Origin of the sequence: Shewanella sp. MEBiC00475, from assembly GCF_005234075.1 — a bacterium.
GTDB lineage: Bacteria > Pseudomonadota > Gammaproteobacteria > Enterobacterales > Shewanellaceae > Shewanella > Shewanella polaris.
Genome location: NZ_CP039928.1, coordinates 1,469,599 through 1,487,324 on the forward strand (window position 1 = coordinate 1,469,599; position 17,726 = coordinate 1,487,324).

The 17,726-nt window shown below is 41.7% G+C and carries 14 protein-coding genes, 1 pseudogene and 1 riboswitch; of the genes and pseudogenes, 5 read left to right on the plus strand and 10 right to left on the minus strand.

Annotation, left to right across the window (positions count from 1 at the left end):
* Nucleotides 1-44 precede the first annotated feature (44 nt).
* Together FCN25_RS06485 and FCN25_RS06490 are read left to right on the plus strand one after the other, a co-directional pair.
* Nucleotides 45-509 (plus strand): transcriptional repressor, encoded by a 465-nt coding sequence (locus FCN25_RS06485; protein WP_137223067.1) that lies wholly within the window; start codon nt 45-47, stop codon nt 507-509.
* 36 nt (nt 510-545) lie between these two features.
* Complete coding sequence (locus FCN25_RS06490) at nt 546-2,255, plus strand: FAD-dependent oxidoreductase (protein ID WP_137223069.1); 1,710 nt, start codon at nt 546-548, stop codon at nt 2,253-2,255.
* A gap of 135 nt (nt 2,256-2,390) precedes the next feature.
* On the opposite strand, the gene lysS is transcribed toward FCN25_RS06490, so the two are convergent.
* From lysS to FCN25_RS06515, 5 genes are all read right to left on the minus strand, one after another.
* The gene (gene lysS / locus FCN25_RS06495; protein ID WP_137223071.1) at nt 2,391-3,893 is read right to left on the minus strand and encodes a lysine--tRNA ligase; all 1,503 of its coding nucleotides are present in this window, start codon (nt 3,891-3,893) and stop codon (nt 2,391-2,393) included.
* A 55-nt stretch (nt 3,894-3,948) separates the two neighbouring features.
* Nucleotides 3,949-5,047, minus strand: a protein-coding gene (gene prfB / locus FCN25_RS06500; RefSeq protein WP_175405833.1) for a peptide chain release factor 2 whose coding sequence is annotated in 2 segments (ribosomal slippage) — nt 3,949-4,971 and nt 4,973-5,047 — 1,098 coding nt in all. Because the reading frame shifts where the segments join, the coding sequence is not laid out codon by codon here.
* 213 nt (nt 5,048-5,260) lie between these two features.
* Nucleotides 5,261-6,925 (minus strand): methyl-accepting chemotaxis protein, encoded by a 1,665-nt coding sequence (locus tag FCN25_RS06505; RefSeq protein WP_137223075.1) that lies wholly within the window; start codon nt 6,923-6,925, stop codon nt 5,261-5,263.
* Nucleotides 6,926-7,046: 121 nt separating this feature from the next.
* A complete protein-coding gene (gene chrA, locus FCN25_RS06510; protein WP_137223077.1) occupies nt 7,047-8,198 on the minus strand; it encodes a chromate efflux transporter in 1,152 nt (383 codons plus the stop codon).
* Nucleotides 8,199-8,535: 337 nt separating this feature from the next.
* Nucleotides 8,536-9,027 carry a MarR family winged helix-turn-helix transcriptional regulator gene (locus tag FCN25_RS06515; RefSeq protein ID WP_137223079.1) on the minus strand — a complete coding sequence of 164 codons (492 nt, stop codon included), beginning with the start codon at nt 9,025-9,027 and terminating at the stop codon, nt 8,536-8,538.
* Between the two features lie 134 nt (nt 9,028-9,161).
* Between FCN25_RS06515 and FCN25_RS06520 the strand changes: the two genes are divergently transcribed.
* Nucleotides 9,162-9,356: a cytoplasmic protein gene (locus tag FCN25_RS06520; RefSeq protein WP_137223081.1), complete on the plus strand. Its 195-nt coding sequence runs from the start codon at nt 9,162-9,164 to the stop codon at nt 9,354-9,356.
* A 100-nt stretch (nt 9,357-9,456) separates the two neighbouring features.
* Here the strand turns inward: FCN25_RS06520 and FCN25_RS06525 are convergent, their stop codons facing one another.
* The 3 genes from FCN25_RS06525 to FCN25_RS06535 all read right to left on the minus strand — a co-directional run bounded on the left by FCN25_RS06525 (nt 9,457) and on the right by FCN25_RS06535 (nt 12,143).
* Nucleotides 9,457-9,837: an STAS/SEC14 domain-containing protein gene (locus FCN25_RS06525; RefSeq protein WP_137223083.1), complete on the minus strand. Its 381-nt coding sequence runs from the start codon at nt 9,835-9,837 to the stop codon at nt 9,457-9,459.
* A 313-nt stretch (nt 9,838-10,150) separates the two neighbouring features.
* Nucleotides 10,151-11,578, minus strand: a complete 1,428-nt coding sequence (mdtD, locus tag FCN25_RS06530; protein WP_137223085.1) for a multidrug transporter subunit MdtD — start codon at nt 11,576-11,578, stop codon at nt 10,151-10,153.
* 10 nt (nt 11,579-11,588) lie between these two features.
* The gene (locus FCN25_RS06535) at nt 11,589-12,143 is read right to left on the minus strand and encodes a TMEM165/GDT1 family protein (protein WP_137223087.1); all 555 of its coding nucleotides are present in this window, start codon (nt 12,141-12,143) and stop codon (nt 11,589-11,591) included.
* Nucleotides 12,144-12,226: 83 nt separating this feature from the next.
* A riboswitch (yybP-ykoY riboswitch) is annotated at nt 12,227-12,349 on the minus strand.
* A gap of 234 nt (nt 12,350-12,583) precedes the next feature.
* On the opposite strand from FCN25_RS06535, the pseudogene FCN25_RS06540 reads away from it, so the two are divergent.
* Together FCN25_RS06540 and FCN25_RS06545 are read left to right on the plus strand one after the other, a co-directional pair.
* Nucleotides 12,584-13,785: pseudogene (locus tag FCN25_RS06540) on the plus strand (aromatic amino acid transport family protein).
* 184 nt (nt 13,786-13,969) lie between these two features.
* Nucleotides 13,970-16,126 carry a S46 family peptidase gene (locus FCN25_RS06545; RefSeq protein ID WP_137223089.1) on the plus strand — a complete coding sequence of 719 codons (2,157 nt, stop codon included), beginning with the start codon at nt 13,970-13,972 and terminating at the stop codon, nt 16,124-16,126.
* Between the two features lie 50 nt (nt 16,127-16,176).
* Here FCN25_RS06545 and FCN25_RS06550 read toward each other — a convergent pair whose 3' ends face one another.
* Entirely contained in the window at nt 16,177-16,890 is a 714-nt protein-coding gene (locus FCN25_RS06550) for a 23S rRNA pseudouridine(2604) synthase RluF (RefSeq protein WP_175405931.1), read from the minus strand.
* Nucleotides 16,891-16,929: 39 nt separating this feature from the next.
* Nucleotides 16,930-17,622, minus strand: coding sequence for a hypothetical protein (locus tag FCN25_RS06555; protein ID WP_137223093.1), 693 nt, complete (start codon nt 17,620-17,622; stop codon nt 16,930-16,932).
* Nucleotides 17,623-17,726 lie beyond the last annotated feature (104 nt).

A 17,726-nucleotide genomic window follows, 5' to 3' on the forward strand; every position in this document is an offset into this window, starting at 1 on the left:
GATAATACACTGGTAATACGTAATGACGTGTTTAGGTAAATCTAATGCAAGCAGTATTGAAAAACTCTGGTCTCAAAATAACCATTCAACGATGTAAATTGCTTGAGTATTTAACTCAAGTTGATGAGCAGCATTTAACGGTAGAAAATATCTATCAAGGATTAAATGCACAAGGGGAGACCATTGGCCTCAATACTGTGTACCGCATTATGGCGCATTTTGAGCAAGCGGGACTTGTTGTACGAAGACTTTTCGAGTCTGAGAGTGCTATCTATGAACTCAACAATAAGCCGCGTCATGATCATTTAATTTGTTTAACCTGTGGTAAGTTGATTGAATTTATCGATCCCCTGATTGATCTCCGCTTAGGGTTAGCGGCAGAACATCACGGCATGAGTATCCATCACCACAGTCTCAATATGTATGGTCATTGCTTCGATTGCCAAAAAATACTTGAGAACCAATCTGCTATTTATAAAAGTCAGCTAAGCGATAAATCATCTAAATAGTCGCTACATTTATATTACATTTTATTGGAGAAAATCATGACTAAGATAGTCATTATTGGTGGTGTTGCCGGCGGAGCATCCGCAGCAGCAAGAGCAAGGCGCGTATCAGAAACCGCTGAAATTATTATGTTGGAAAGAGGCGAGTTTGTTTCGTTTGCCAACTGTGGTTTGCCTTATCATATTAGTGGTGAAATTGAATCCCGAGACGCACTGTTACTGCAAACACCAGAAAGCTTCAAATCTCGTTTCAATGTTGATGTCCGAGTGTTCAATGAAGTCATTGCAATCGACAGACAAGCTAAGCAACTTAGCATACGTAACCTTATGACCAATGAAACGTATCAAGAGTCATACGACAAGTTGTTACTTAGCCCAGGTGCATCACCCATTAAACCTCCGATTAGCGGCATCAATAACCATTTTGTGTATAGTCTGCGCAATATTCCTGATATGGATAAAATACTGTCTAATCTTATGTTGCATAAGCCTAAACATGCCACAGTTGTGGGCGGTGGGTTTATTGGTTTAGAGATGGTAGAAGCGCTGCGCCATATAGGGTTGGAAGTCACCTTACTCGAACTCGCGGATCAAGTGATGGGGCCTGTTGATATTGAAATGGCCAACATGCTACATCAAAAGCTGGTCGATAACGGGGTCGATTTACGCTTAAAAACAGGCTTAACCGCAGTTAATGAGTGCCCAATTCCACTGACTGATGCAGATAATACCGATGATTATGATAAACCCGTAACCGCCCATAACCATCTCGAATTATCCTTGAGTGATGACAATATCTTAGGCACAGATTTAGTGATCCTCGCTATTGGCGTAAAACCTGAAACCAGCTTGGCAACTGAGTGCGGTTTAGCATTAGGTAAGCTTGGCGGCATTCGCGTTGATGCGCGGATGCAAACCTCTGACCCTGATATTTATGCTGTCGGTGATGCAATCGAAACAGCTGATTTCGTTACTGGAAACCCCTCATTGATTCCACTTGCTGGTCCCGCAAATCGTCAAGGACGCTTAGCGGCAGATAACATGCTTGGTGGTGACAAGGTATATCGTGCCACCCAAGGTACTGCTATCTGTAAGTTATTTGATATGGCCATTGCTTCAACGGGGTTAAATGAAAAAAGCTTACTAAGGCAAAGTATCCCATTTGAAAAAATCTATGTGCACACAGCAAGCCATGCCAGCTATTATCCTGGGGCTCATCCTATTACCTTAAAGCTGTTGTTCTGCCCTGAATCTGGCCGTATTTTAGGTGCTCAGGCCGCTGGAATTGATGGTGTAGATAAACGTATTGACGTATTAGCCGTAGCGCAACGCGCTGGAATGACGGTATATGATCTAGCTGATCTCGAACTCACTTACGCGCCACCTTTTGGTTCGGCTCGAGACGTGGTCAATCAAGCCGGTATGGTTGCCGCGAATGTGTTATTAGGTGACGAAGCTATTTGTCACACTCAAGACTTACTTAACTTGAGCGCGAAACAAATTATTGTCGATGTTCGTAATCCTGGTGAACTAACCGCTGTGGGTTCAATTGACGGCGCAATGAATATTCCATTGCCAGAACTTCGAGATAGACTGGATGAACTCCCTAAAGACAAAGAATTATTGGTATTCTGTCAAGTGGGTTTGCGCGGTCATGTGGCTTATCGCATGCTAGTCCAACATGGTTTTAAAGTACGCAACCTCACTGGTGGTTATAAAACTTACCAAATGGTAAATGCGCGCTTTTAATCAATCACTAGCGCTAAAAGAATAAGACCATCAAGCGCTCTTATTCAGTAAGTTATAAAACAAAAAACCAGCCCGCGGGCTGGTTTTGGTTTTATTAATGTCAGCGACTCAATAACAAATAGCCAACAAATGCATTTACGCTTGTGGGCGCATTGCTGGGAATAAAATCACGTCGCGGATAGTATGGGTGTTAGTGAATAACATCACTAAACGATCGATACCAATTCCTTGGCCTGCAGTTGGTGGTAAACCGTGTTCAAGTGCAGTGATGTAGTCTGCATCGTAAAACATAGCTTCATCATCGCCAGCATCTTTTGCGTCAACTTGCGCTTTAAAGCGTCGGTCTTGATCTTCAGCATCGTTAAGCTCACTAAAGCCATTAGCCACTTCGCGACCACCGATAAAGAACTCAAAACGGTCAGTAATAAAGTCATTATTGTCGTTACGGCGCGCCAAAGGCGAAATATCTGCAGGATAACCAGTAATAAAGGTTGGTTGCATTAATTGAGTTTCAGCAGTTTCGCCAAATATTTCTTCTAGCAGCTGACCACAAGTCCAGAATTTTTCTAGCTTGATGCCTAGGCTCTTGGCCAAATCGCGCATAAACTCTAGGTCTTTAACTTGCTCGTAAGTCATAGCCTGAATAGTCGCGTTGTCAGGATTGTATTTCTGAATCGCTTCTAACATGCTTAAACGGGCATAAGGACCACCAAAATCTACGGTGTGCTCGCCGTATGGCATTTGGGCACTGCCTAATAGATCAATGGCAATTGAACTGAGCATTTCTTCAGTTAAATCCATAAGATCGTTGTAATCAGCATACGCCATATAGAATTCCATCATGGTGAATTCTGGGTTATGACGTGGTGATAAACCTTCGTTACGGAAATTACGGTTAATTTCGAACACTCGCTCAAAACCACCAACAACTAAACGCTTTAAATATAATTCGGGTGCAATACGCAAGTACATAGCCATGTCTAACGCATTATGATGAGTCACAAACGGACGTGCTGAAGCACCACCAGGAATAACGTGCATCATTGGGGTTTCAACCTCCATGAACTCTTTTTTCATCATGAAGTTACGAATAGCAGAAACCACTTTAGAACGCATAATGAATGCGTTGCGAGAATCTTCATTGACAATCAAATCAACGTAACGCTGACGGTAACGCGTTTCTTGGTCTGTTAAACCGTGGAATTTTTCAGGTAACGGACGCAATGCTTTGGTCAGTAACTCATATTCTTCCATGTTAACGTACAAGTCGCCTTTACCAGATAAATGCAGCTGACCTTTAACACCAATGATGTCACCGATGTCTAAACCTTGATAACGTTCTTTTAAATCGCCTTGTACTGGCTTACCAGCATAAGCTTGAATACGACCAGACACATCTTGAATCACCAAAAACGGACCACGCTTAGCCATAACACGGCCAGCAATGCTGGTTTGAAAAGCTAATTCTTCTAATGCTTCTTTGGTTTGCTCACCGTATTGTGCCTGAAGTTCAGCCGCTTTATGGCTGCGATGCCATGTATTTGGGTGAGCATTAGCAGGACAGGTGGTGCGCATAAAGTCTAATTTTGCGCGACGCTCAGCAATCAGTTTGTTTTCATCTTGTACGTGTTCAGTCATGTTATATTCTCGCTTTTACCTACCATCATTACATGGCGGGAAGTATTAATTTTGATTAAAGTCCTGATTTTAGGCTGGCTTCAATAAACTTATCTAAATCACCATCCAGCACAGTTTGAGTGTTACGGTTCTCAACCCCTGTACGTAAATCTTTGATACGGGCGTCGTCTAATACGTATGAACGAATTTGACTGCCCCAACCGATGTCTGATTTTGCATCTTCAGCGGCTTGCTTGTCGGCATTTTGCTTATGCATTTCTAACTCGTATAACTTGGCTTTTAATTGCTTAAAAGCAGAGTCACGGTTTTTGTGTTGCGAGCGATCGTTTTGACATTGCACCACTGTATTAGTCGGTAAATGCGTAATACGTATCGCTGAATCTGTTTTGTTGACGTGCTGACCACCCGCGCCTGATGCGCGGTAAGTATCGATACGTAAATCCGATGGATTTATATCAATTTCAATATCGTCATCAATTTCTGGGTAAACGAAAACCGAACAAAAAGAAGTATGACGTTTACCTGATGAATCAAATGGCGATTTACGAACTAAGCGATGCACACCCGTCTCAGTTCGCATCCAACCAAAAGCATATTCGCCAGTAAACTTAATCGTAGCGCCTTTAATACCTGCTACATCGCCATCTGTGACTTCCATTAACTCTGGGCTATAACCATGTGCGTCACCCCAGCGTAAATACATCCGCAGAACCATGTTGGCCCAGTCTTGTGCTTCGGTGCCGCCAGAACCAGATTGAATATCAAGATAACAGTTTGAAGCGTCGCTTTTTCCAGAAAACATGCGGCGGAATTCTAAATCGGCCAGACGAGAGTCTAGGCTTTCAAGTTCGGTAGCGGCATCATTAAACGTTTCTTCGTCATCCTCTTCGATTGCCAGTTCTAGCAATCCTTCGATGTCTTCAAGACCCGTGTCCATATCATCAATAGTTTTAACAACGGCTTCTAATGCGGCGCGCTCTTTACCCAAGGCTTGAGCACGTTCAGGCTCATTCCACACTTCAGGGCTTTCTAGCTCTCGATTGACTTCTTCGAGACGCTCACTTTTGGCAGCGTAGTCAAAGATACCCCCGAAGTAACTCAGTACGTTCAGCGAGCTCTTTGATTTTGAATTTTACTGGATTAACTTCAAACATGAATATTCAACTTATATTTAGCAGTTAACAAAAGGTGCAACGGCGTATTTTACCCCATGACAGGTACTAAACCTAGACCAGAAGAGCGATTATTAACAAACTAATGATGAATATGTGCCAAGGGTATTGCACTCATCTCGATTGCGGATAAAACATAAAAAAATGAACCCTCTGAGGGTTCATTTTTATGTAGCTCTTACAATGGCAATTAGTTTATATCTTAAACTGCCCAACCAGCTCAGACAGCGTCTGACCTTCATTCGCCACCGTTTTACTCATACCAGAAGCATCTTGGCTAGCTGTTAATAACATATTCACAATTTCTTGTACTGAATTAATATTACGATTAATTTCTTCAGTTACTGAGCTTTGCTCTGTTGCTGCGGTAGCAATTTGAGTACTCATGTCGTTAATACTGGTTACGGATGAGGTAACAGCACCTAAACTCTCAGAAATAGCCCTTGAAGACTCAACCGAACTTAAACAACTGGTTTGGCTTTCGGCCATGGTTTGTACAGCCTTAGTCACGAGCTTATGCAATTCGGCCAGCATTTCGTTAATTTCAACCGTACTGGTTTGAGTGCGACTGGCCAAGTTTCTTACTTCATCGGCAACTACTGCAAACCCTCGGCCTTGTTCGCCCGCTCGTGCAGCTTCAATCGCTGCGTTAAGCGCCAATAAGTTGGTTTGTTCAGCAATGCCACCTATCACACCAAGTACGGTATTAATTTTTGTAGATTGCTCACTTAATGACTTAACATCTGCGGCTGCATTGTCGATTTGCTCCATTAAATGGGATACTTCGGTTAATGAGGTATCAACACAGTTTTGTGCTTTCGCTACATTGTCTGAGGCCGCATGGGTGGCTTCTGCTACCATATTCGTGTTGTGGGCCACATCATTGGCTGTCGCTGACATTTCGGTGATAGCGGTGACAATTTGATCCACCTCATTATTATGGTGGTTGAGTTGCTCAGACATCGACATGGTTTGCCCACTGATACTTTGAGCAGCATGTTTAACTCTGTCCGTAGCGCCGGCTACATCACCAATAATATGCTGTAATTTGTCAACAAACAGATTAAATGCGCTACCTAATTGGCCAATCTCATCTTCGCTGGATACGTCTAAGCGTTTGGTTAAATCCCCTTCGCCTTTGGCAATGTCATGTAACGAGATAGCCATATTTTTAATTGGCACTACCATTTTGTGTGCAATCAGCACCACGGCAAAGGCCGTCACACCAGCAAGTCCTAACGCGATTAATAAAAATAAAAATGCTTTCTGGTTCATCTCTTCAGTTTTATAAACTTCGTAAGCAGCAATAGACTCTTCAATATCATCAATATAAGCGCCTGAACCTAACATCCAATTAGTATTCGGTATCATTACTGCAAAACCTAATTTTTCAATAAGCTTGTCGCTACCTGGTTTTTGATAGTAATACGAAAAATTACCAGTACCCGCTTTAGCTGCATCCAACAATCCAACAATGATTTTAGTCCCATTAGGGTCGGTCATATCAATTTTGTTTTGACCTTCAAGTGCAGGTATAGTGGCATGAAAAATATTCACACCTGTATCATCATAAATATAAAAATACCCCGCTGTACCAAAACGCAAGTCTCTTAAAGCATTTTTGACATCACCTTCATCACCTAAAGCAAGTTGATATTCAACAATGCCTTGTGCAACCTGAACTGTTTCTTTAAGTTGATTTTTACGTTCTGAAATTAATTCACTGCGAAAAGTCTCAATATCTTTGGTCAATGATGCGCTTTCATTAACATAAAAAAGACTCAGCAATACGATAAGGATTAATAACAGTGGAATTAATGATAGTCCAAGTAGTTTATTGCGTAGAGAAGATCCCAGCATAATGGTTAGGCCTTAGTAGGTAAAATCTACTTATTATTATAGTTTATTTAATAAAAAACCTTCATAAATGCAGCACCATAGAGTGAAGCATGTCGCAAAAACAGACAATATAATAACCGTTTTACAACATTGGCAATCCACTACCGATTACTGCAAATCCAATCACCAGCCATACAAGCCCAGGCTTAAAGACTTTTAAGAGAGTAAAACCAATAATCACCAACGCCATATCCAACGGCATAGTTACCGCACTAGTGAACACCGGCTGATAAAGTGCTGTAAGCAACAACCCAACAACAGCCGCATTAACTCCCGCTAACGCACCAGCAATAGCTGGCCGCTGACTGATTGAATGCCAACTTTTTAACCCCACCAGCATTAATAAAAAACCCGGAATAAAAATAGCGAATGTGGCGACTAATGCCCCCTGAATAGGTGACTCTAACCATAAGTCAGCACCTAAAAAAGTGGCTAACGTAAACATGGGGCCAGGAATAGCTTGTGCAAGCGCGTAACCCGTTAAAAAACGGTCTGGGGTCATGTATTCGCCCACGCTGGTTTCAAGTAATGGTAGCACCACGTGTCCACCACCAAAAACCAAACTACCGACTTGGAAGAATTTTGCAAAAATTTGCCCAAGGCTATCGGGTTGATTAATGAAATAAAACGATGTGGCTAATCCGATAATAAATAATGCTAACCAATAATAATTAAGCTTGATAGCTGGAGCATCTGGGGTAATAGCCTCACCTCGAGTCAACAACATAACCCCGACAACAGCAGCCACTATTAACACCGCAATTTGCATTGATAATGAAGGCATTAATAGCGTCGCGACAGCGGTTGCGGCCATTAATACTTTAGTTGTTTTACGCTGGCAAAACTGGCCAAACATTGACAAGGTCGCATCAGCGACAACCACAACAGCCAGTAGTTTGAGGCCGTGAATAGCGCCCTCAACGGCTGTTAAATCTAACCATTGGGCACTAGTTACCGCAAATAAAAACATCAGTAAAAAAGACGGTAAAGTAAACCCTAAAAAGGCCGCTAACCCACCCAATAAACCACCACGATGGTAGCCAATGGCAAAACCAACCTGACTTGAGCCAGGGCCAGGCATAAACTGGCTTAAAGCGACAAAACTGGAATATTGTTTACTGTCTAGCCATTGCAATTCATCAACAAATGCTTTTCTAAAGTAACCAATATGTGCCGCAGGGCCGCCAAAACTAATTAACCCTAGCGCTAAAAAACGACTGAATATTTGCCACATAGTTCTGATACCTTTTTATGTTGATAAACAATACTATGACATTAAGATGACACTTTTATGATTGCATATCTTTAGAGCATGTCTTTAGACAATAGCGAGCCCCATCACATATGCGGTTTGTCACTCTGGGGGTTAATCAAGTGTAAACTTGCTTGGTGAACAGTTCCAAGGGTAACCATCTTGGCTTGTGTAAAATGCAGTTCCCGCTTAATACTGGCGCTAACCTTTGCTAACGGGTGAATATCAATAAAATAGCTTAACTGTTGTTGCAGTAAACTTATTGACTCAAGCTCATGATAGTTGAGTATTCATGAGACAATCATCATGCTCAAGTTCATCACATTTCACAATTACTCACCTCTCCAGAATTAAGCGCAATAAATGCTTGATCACACAGTTGCTTTAATTGTTGCAAATCTTCGATACTGCCACCGACTTTACAACGCATTTGCTCAGGAATAGTCAAGGCTTGCTGATATAACTGTTGGCCTTGCACCGTGACATGTAACACACGCACACGTTCATCCAACTCACTGCGTCCACGGGTGACTAACGCTTTATTCTCTAAACGTTTTAGTAATGGGGTTAACGTGCCAGAATCTAAATGTAATTTATCCCCTAAGGTTTTAACACTTATGCCTGGCTCTTTCCAAAGCACCATCATCACTAGATATTGTGGGTAAGTCAGCGACAGCTCATCTAACAATGGTCGATATGCGCGGATCATCGCATTCGCGGCACTGTACAAAGAAAAACACACCTGGTTTTCAAGTGCTAGCGGATTTTGTGCCGCAAGTAATTGAGATTCAATAAACGCTTTATTAGACATGGTTTTACTCCACTAACCAATATTATTGATTAATGATAACATTGGTTGTGCACAACCTATAATCAAAAATGCATCAAGCATTTCGATTCTCGGCCGATATACTATTACCATCCAACTTTATATTAAGGTTAACTATGTCAATTAGTGTTAATTCACCGTCTTCAATGCCTACAACGATTGATTCTGGCAGTAGCTTAAAAGTGGCCGTAAGGGCTAAAGAACAGCAACAGGTTGAAGGTAAAATGGCATTGCAACTCATTGAAGCAGCGCAACTACCTGCTCCGCAGCCCGTTGGCAACAGTGGTCATAATGTCAATACAACGGCATAAATTGTTATAACCCTAGGGAATATTTTCCTAGGGTTAAATACCCTATAACACCGCTAACGACACATGCACTACTCAAGATCCGCTTATAATGAACATCTGATTAATAGCGAAGCCATTTTAAGGCTTCATCTTGGTCTTCAAAATATCTAATTTCACCCGCAATAAACCAACTGCCAATTTTTGCCGACCACTCAAGCCAGTTTTTACGCCCCCAAATAGCCACTCTTTCAAACTCAGATTTATGTTTTAATCCAAGCTTCAAATCATCCCAAGCGGCATGTAAATCCCAGCCATCTAATTCTGTGGCATCAAAGAACAAACTCACTTTAGGTTGTGCTATTTGGTTCAGTGCTCCTTCTAACATGGGCGTAATGACAAGATAATCTTCGTGGGTTAATGTGCCAACGGCTTTCAATGTAACAAAAAACACATTTTCAATTCGGTTTATGCCTATTGATAAACCATGTCTCTTAATATCCATAACGTGACTCCATTATTATATTTTACATAATCAAATGTAGGTGCAGATTAGAAACGGTCATGTATATATTTTAAGCGTTTACGGGAGAAAATGTGTGGAAGACTGCACAAAAATGGTGTGAGTTGTGACGTTTTACCCGAGATTGATTGTTTAATGCCTTACGCATGTAAGAGTTTAGCGCGAAAACTAAGAATATAAAAAAACGACTTTGCCGCTATCGTTAAATAACCAAGGCTAATAGCATCGGAGTATGATGTGGATTGGCTCAACAAACACCAGGACATCTGCGGACAGTATCATGTAACTATGTACCTTAAAGTGCAATGTTATCTTCTGAATCCTTAACCCTTCGGCCAACATCTTTAGACAGTTGTGAAAAAATGGTCGCGGCTAACATCGCCATAATGCCAACAGTGACAAAAGTCCGTTGAAAAGCTTGCAGAACGGTCGTCATATCATCACTGCCAACTTCTGCACTGAAACCACCTAGCAGAGCACCAGCACACGCAACACCGAGACTTAATGATAACTGTCCCACCACAGACAACAGGCTATTGCCGCTACTGGCATTCACATCGTCTAAATCAATAAGAGTCACGGCATTCATTGCCGTAAACTGTAATGAGTTAATTGCACCAAGAATCGCCAACATGCACAACAACAACCAGTATGGCGTTTGTTCACCTACCAGCCCCATACTTGCAAGCATCAATCCCAGCGCCAAAGTATTAATCGTTAGCACCAAGCGATAACCAAACCATTCGATAATAGGTCGAGCCAGCGACTTAGCTATCATAGCTGCTGCGGCTAATGGCAACATGCTCATCCCAGCTTGAGAAGGTGAATAACCTAGCGCAACTTGCAATAATAAAGGCACTAGGAATGGCAATGCGCCACTGCCCAAGCGCGCAAAAAGATTACCAAAAATACCGATAGCAAATGTTCTTGTTTTAAATAATGAAGGCGAAAATAACGGATTATTTATTCGACCGGCTCGTAGCCAATATGCTATCAAACACGCCATGCCGCCAAATAACAACAACATCACCCGTAAGTGCGGCAGGTCCAGTTCCCCTAACCCTTCCATGGCAATGGTAATCAACAACATTGCACTGCCAAATAACAAAAAACCTAGACTATCAAAACGCGATTTTTCTTTGCCGCGTAAATCGGGAATAAACTTCCACACGGCATAGCAACCGACCACGCCGACAGGGAGATTGATCAAAAAGATCCAATGCCATGTCAGGTATTGCACCATCCAACCGCCCAGAGTAGGGCCGAGCAAAGGACCCAGTAAACCGGGAATGGTAATAAATCCCATGATCCGTACTAATTCCGAGCGTGGATATGCCCGCAGCACCACCAGTCTTCCAACAGGCAACATCAAAGCACCACCTAACCCTTGCACAACCCGAGCGCCAATCAGCATGTCTAATGAATTGGACAATGCACAAAGCAGTGATCCTAAACTGAACAATAAAATCGCACCAAAGAAGATTTTTTTGGTGCCAAAGCGATCAGCAATCCAGCCTGAAGCAGGGATTAACAAAGCAACCGTTAACATGTAAGCGATAATGACGCCTTGCATACGCAAAGGATCTTCGCTTAAATCGTTGGCCATCGCTGGTAACGCGGTGTTCAGAATCGTTCCATCAAGTGACTGCATAAAAAAAGCAATCGCGACAACCCAAGGCAATCCTCGGGCGGCATCACTATCAAGAACTCGGCTATTGGGCATTAAACCTCCTTTACCACATCAGCGTTGCCACACCGAGTAGTATAAAAATCACAGCACAGGTTCGATGAATAAGCTTCATAGGTAATTTATTTGCACTAAAACTTCCAGCCAATACAACTGGGACATTGGCAATCAGCATACCTAATGTAGTGCCGATGACAACCCATGTCAGTGCTTGATATTTTGCCGCTAAGACTACCGTCGCAATTTGAGTTTTATCACCCATTTCAGCAATAAAAAACAATATAAACGTAGCAACAAAAGCACCGAGTTTATAGAAGCGATTATCATCATCATCCATTTTATCGGGTATAAGGACCCATAACGCAATAGCAAAAAATGAACCCGCCACCAAATAGGTTGCCCATTGTGGGTCAATCCAGGCAATTGCCCACTGACCTAACCATGCCGCAAGAAAATGATTTAATAATGTAGCGAGTAAAATACCTGAGATAATAGCGGTTTTATTGTGAAATCTGACCGCTAGTAATAATGCTAATAATTGAGTTTTGTCGCCAATTTCAGCGATGGCAACAGTAAGAGTTGAGGCGAATAAAGCTTCCAATGTGATATTCCTAGGGGTAAATGACAACTAAGCACAAGCCACCACATACCCCTTAATGCAGTTACTGTGCTTAGGTCTTGCATGGCAAATCAATTAGTATCAATGATTTGCTGTAAGTACCATGGCATTTGGCCAAGTATGTTGACACTTACTCCTAATCACATCTTGTCGACGTGCTAGGTTAGCTACTCCCCTAAAACAAGCGGCATTATAACTTATGAAAAGATTTAATCAACGCTCACAATGCTGAAGCTATTCTGCGGTACTGATGTAATGCTACACTATTGCATAAGTCGAGTATAAAACAGTTAAGTATAATGTTATGTAATTGTTTATAAACACGGCTGTTAGCCTTTAACAATCAAAGATCCTTGCCTGCTCATCCCCCCTTCTGCTAATGTCCGACACAAATAAAATAATAATTAGACAGGACGTTTTCTGTGAATTTTAAAACTTTAGGCTCTATTTCAATCGTCGCTGGCACGGCAATTGGCGGAGGTATGCTCGCGCTACCATTAGCAACTGCAGCCTTGGGAATGATCCCCGCATTAATTTTATTAGTGATTATTTGGGCCTTATCGGCTTACACCTCGTTATTAATGTTAGAAATTAATCTTCACAGCGGTGTCGGCGATAACGTCCACGCAATTACCGGTAAAACCTTGGGTAACATCGGCCAGCTAATCCAAGGCGGTTCCTTTCTCAGTTTATTGTTTGCTTTAACCATGGTGTATCTGATGGGAGGCTCATCGCTATTAGAAACCCGCTTAGCCCCCATCGGTATTAATATGAGCAACCAAGTGGCGGTAATATTATTTACGGTTTTTTTTGGTGGATTAATTGCCATTGGCGTGAAATGGATTGATAAAGTTTCACGGATTTTATTCACCTCTATGGTGGTGTTACTGGTTATTGTAGTGGCATTTTTATTACCAGACGTTAACGTAATCAGCGCACTAAACAATTACTCAACTAATGTTGCTGAAGGAATGGCGCTACAACAATTATGGTTAGCGGCCATCCCGGTGGTATTCACCTCATTTGGTTTCCATGTGTGTATTGCAACCATTGTGCGCTACCTAAATGGCGATGCAGTGGCGCTCAGAAAAGTATTATTGATTGGCTCAACCATTCCACTAGTTTGCTACATTCTATGGTTATTAGTGACATTAGGGTCTTTAGGCGGAGAAACTGTTCATAGTTTTGGTGGTTCACTACCTAAACTCGTGACGGCTTTACAGGGCTTAGCCGAGTCACATATTATCAGCCAAGCAATTGATTTATTTGCTAACCTTGCGTTAATCACCTCATTTTTAGGCGTCACCATGAGCTTATTCGATTATGTTGCTGAACTCACTCGAGCCAAAGATGATGTTGCTGGGCGGGCTAAAACATGGTTAATTACCTTTATCCCCCGCTATTATGTGCGTTGTATTATCCAGACGGATTTTTCAAAGTGCTTGGTTTTGCAGCTATTCCATTGGTAGTCATGATTATTTATTTACCGATTGCAATGGCACTAAAGCAACGCTCAAAACAGCTTGGAGGATATGAGGTGTCTGGTGGTAACTTGGGACTTATTATTGCAGGCTTACTCGGCACATTGATTGTTGTCGCTCAGTTGATGGTGGCGTTGACCTAAATCATATATATCATTAATGGATTTGTAAGCGAGTTTTGCAAACGCTATTAAGATGATTAAACATTTGTTAAAGTCAGGCTTAGCCTGACTTTTTTGTTTCTGTGACTTCATCATTTTGATTCATATAATGAGACAAACTGGCACAATATTTATGACAAGCTCCCTCTTAAAATGGAATTCTATAATGAAAAAATGGTTATTAACTGTCGCAATAGCAGCCAGTTTTGGCGCTGCAGCAGATGAAGGTATGTGGCAGCCACATCAACTTCCCGCAATGGCGGATGAGCTCAAAGCAAAAGGCTTAGAAATAAGCGCTGATTCAATTTCTAAATTAACCGAATTTCCAATGAATGCAGTGATTAGCTTAGGGGGTTGCACCGCTTCATTTGTATCGCCTAAAGGCTTAGTGGTAACTAACCATCACTGCGCTTACGGCTCAATTCAGTACAACTCAACACCCGAAAAAAACTTGCTTAAAGACGGTTTCTTAGCAAAAAATTATGCCGAAGAATTACCTGCAACACCGGGTTCACGTATTTTTGTCACCGAAGCGGTAACCAATGTTACTGATAAAGTGAAAGCGAACCAAATGGATAAAGTGGGCAATGACTTTTATAAAGGCATTGAACTACAAGAAAAAACCTTAGTTGCTGAATGTGAAAAAGAAGACGGATACCGTTGCCAAGTGTATAGCTTCCACGGCGGCTTAGAATATTATCTGGTTAAGCAGTTAGAAATTCGCGATGTACGTTTAGCCTATAATCCAGCAGCAAGCGTGGGTAAATATGGCGGCGATATCGACAATTGGATGTGGCCTCGTCATACCGGTGACTTCTCTTTTTATCGTGCTTATGTATCAAAAGATGGTAAGCCTGCTGATTTCAGTAAAGACAATGTCCCTTACGAGCCAAAAAGCTTTTTAAAAGTATCAGCTAAAGGTGTTAGTGATGGCGACTTCGTCATGGTTGCTGGCTATCCTGGCCGCACTAACCGTTACCGCACTGCAGATGAAGTTAAAAATCAGTTTGAGTGGGCTTATCCAGAAGGAAAAGTACTACGCGAGCGTATGATTGAGATCATCAAAGAAACTGCGCCAGAAGGCAGTGATGAACGCATTAAATACGAAAGCCTCATTGCTGGCTTAGCTAACTATGCCAAAAACTTCACTTCTATGATCGAATTTTATGGTAAATCGACCATGTTGGCTGATCGCAATAAAATTGAAAGTGATTTAACTGCATGGATCAATAAAGATAAAAAACGTCAGCAACAATATGGCGAAACCTTGACCACCTTAGAAAAGCTCGTCGCTAAGAGTCAGCAAAATCAACAACGTGATATCTTATTAGGTTATATCGGTTACACCACTATGGTGACAACTGCACGTGACCTGTACCGTTTAGCCAATGAAAAAACCTTAGCAGATATGGATCGTGAACCGGGATATCAAGACCGCGACATGACCAACTTTACCTCAAGCATGGAGCGTATTGATCGCCGTTATGCCGCCAGCGTTGATAAGGCCATTCTAGCTGATTTACTAACACGTTATGCTGCATTACCTGCAGAGCAACGTTTAGCGTCTTTGGATAAAGCCTTTGGTATTACCAACAAGTTTGATGCTGAAGCACTAGCCAATACATTAGACAAGATGTACGCCAACACAACACTTAATGATCAAGCGACACGTTTAGCATGGATGAACAAATCTGTTGCAGACTTTAAAGCCTCTAACGATCCGTTTATTCAATTTGCTGTTAATACTTACGCGTCAGATATGGCATTAGAAAAAGCACAGAAGCAACTTACTGGCGACCTAATGAAAGTACGCCCACAATATATGGACGCCATCATTGCTTATAATCGCGAGCTAGGAAAGCCTGTTTATGCTGATGCAAACTCAAGCTTGCGTGTGACTGTCGGTAACGTTAAGGGGTATTCACCACAGGATGGTTTGGTGGCAGTGCCTTTTACCCGTTTAGAAGGCATTTTAGCTAAAGACACGGGCATTGATCCATTTGATGCACCAGCTAAAGAGCTTGAGCTGATTAAGCAAAAGCAATATGGCGATTACTATGTCAAAGCCGTTGATTCAGTACCGGTTAACTTCTTATCGACTTTAGACACTACTGGCGGTAATTCTGGTTCACCAACCTTAAACGGTCGTGCTGAATTAGTCGGCTTACTATTTGATGGTGTATATGAAAGTATCATCGGTGACTGGGGATATGATCCACAAACTAACCGTTCAATTCAAGTTGATAGCCGTTATATGCTATGGGTAATGCAGTATTTAGACAATGCTGACAACTTATTAGCTGAAATGGACATTGTTAAATAACGCTTATGTTAACTATTAGCCTAAATCAATAGCTTATGTGAACAAATGGGTTAACTATCTTGTTCACTCATATTAAGACTCAATAACTCTGCGGCCGTCACTGGCCGCATTGTTTTTTCTGCCAAATCATCAAGACACACATCCATCAACTGAGTGCGCAGTAAATCAATCACTTTATAGCCCAGCACCTGACACATACGGCGTATTTGTCGATTAAGCCCTTGAGTTAATATAATCTCAAACTTGTCTTCGTCCATCGCTAGACTTAATGACCGAATATCACAAGGGCGAGTGTGCACATCACCATAATGAACTCCTTGCGCCATCATCAATAAAAAATCAGCACTAATTGGTTTATTAACTTGGACCACATAGGTTTTTGGATGATAGTAATCCGAATGCATTAACGCTTGCGTTAATTGACCATCATTAGTGAGTAACAACAGCCCACGAGAGTCTTTATCTAAACGACCGGCAGGATAAAGCCTTGGTGACTCAGGCAATACATGTAACAGACTACATGGATCATCCGCTAATAAGCGGCAATCAATACCAACAGGTTTATGATACAACCAATATTGTTTATCTTGCACAGGCAAAATCGGTTTACCGTCTACTAAAACCGTTACGGTTTCAGCGAGGTTTATTCGGTCGGTATGCTTGGATATTTGATGATTAATACTGACTCGACCACTATCAATAAGTCGCGCGGCTTGGCGTCTTGAGGCCACATCACACACAGCCAAATAATGACTTAATCGCATTGAGGTCATAGACAATACCCAAGTAAGAATAGACAGAAATTAATGGGATTGGAGCAATTGATAATTGTTAATTTGTTGCGTTTTAATGGTAGTCCGCAGACTTAAACCAAGGCAAATACACCATAAAATATTTGCCTGTGTTAATGACCACATCGCTGGTGACACAATACAATACTGGGGGAAATCGACTGAGCAAGCGGTAAAATCCAGTAGTTCCCAATTAAACAGCGTTAACAATAATAACCCACTACACAACGAAATAATGGTTAGGGTTAGCATTCGCTTGGTCATCGTACTGCCCGGTTTGAAATAGTCCACAAAGCAAACACAGTGCAACAAAATAGCGCTAAATAAATAAAGGGTAGACACCTTACGATGCAAATCTAAAAAGTTAATCGGAAATACCCCCATTAACACAATACTAATGCCTACTACACCACCAATAATCGCAAGATAACGGCTCAATAAATCAGGATATGTATTAAACAGCGCCACCATGGCCAGTAAGAAACATGATCCCCCCGCTAATAATGATAAATTAAATACCACTGCAAAAGACGAGTTCATATAGTTGCCAAGGGTATCGGGACGGATCATAAGCATATCTAAATTTATGCTGTCCGCTTGTACAACAAGCGCACTTCCCACTCCCAAAGAGCAGATCACTGCGGCTGCCAATGACATAAATACAATCACTAGATGTAAATCATAATTACGGACTCTATTTGTCACTGGTCGATACTTAGTCAAAAATGGGATGTGAATATTAACGCGGAAAACAAAAAAGTAAAAGCCAATAACCAAAACAACACTGCGCAATAATAACGCTATCCAAA

Bases quoted from the DNA above. Each gene is read 5' to 3' on its own strand.
- FCN25_RS06545 (WP_137223089.1), top strand. From the start codon at position 13,970: ATGAAAAAATGGTTATTAACTGTCGCAATAGCAGCCAGTTTTGGCGCT.
- FCN25_RS06485 (WP_137223067.1), top strand. From the start codon at position 45: ATGCAAGCAGTATTGAAAAACTCTGGTCTCAAAATAACCATTCAACGA.
- chrA (WP_137223077.1), bottom strand. From the start codon at position 8,198: ATGTGGCAAATATTCAGTCGTTTTTTAGCGCTAGGGTTAATTAGTTTT.
- FCN25_RS06550 (WP_175405931.1), bottom strand. From the start codon at position 16,890: ATGCGATTAAGTCATTATTTGGCTGTGTGTGATGTGGCCTCAAGACGC.
- FCN25_RS06520 (WP_137223081.1), top strand. From the start codon at position 9,162: ATGTCAATTAGTGTTAATTCACCGTCTTCAATGCCTACAACGATTGAT.
- FCN25_RS06525 (WP_137223083.1), bottom strand. From the start codon at position 9,837: ATGGATATTAAGAGACATGGTTTATCAATAGGCATAAACCGAATTGAA.
- mdtD (WP_137223085.1), bottom strand. From the start codon at position 11,578: ATGCCCAATAGCCGAGTTCTTGATAGTGATGCCGCCCGAGGATTGCCT.
- FCN25_RS06515 (WP_137223079.1), bottom strand. From the start codon at position 9,027: ATGTCTAATAAAGCGTTTATTGAATCTCAATTACTTGCGGCACAAAAT.
- FCN25_RS06505 (WP_137223075.1), bottom strand. From the start codon at position 6,925: ATGCTGGGATCTTCTCTACGCAATAAACTACTTGGACTATCATTAATT.
- FCN25_RS06490 (WP_137223069.1), top strand. From the start codon at position 546: ATGACTAAGATAGTCATTATTGGTGGTGTTGCCGGCGGAGCATCCGCA.
- lysS (WP_137223071.1), bottom strand. From the start codon at position 3,893: ATGACTGAACACGTACAAGATGAAAACAAACTGATTGCTGAGCGTCGC.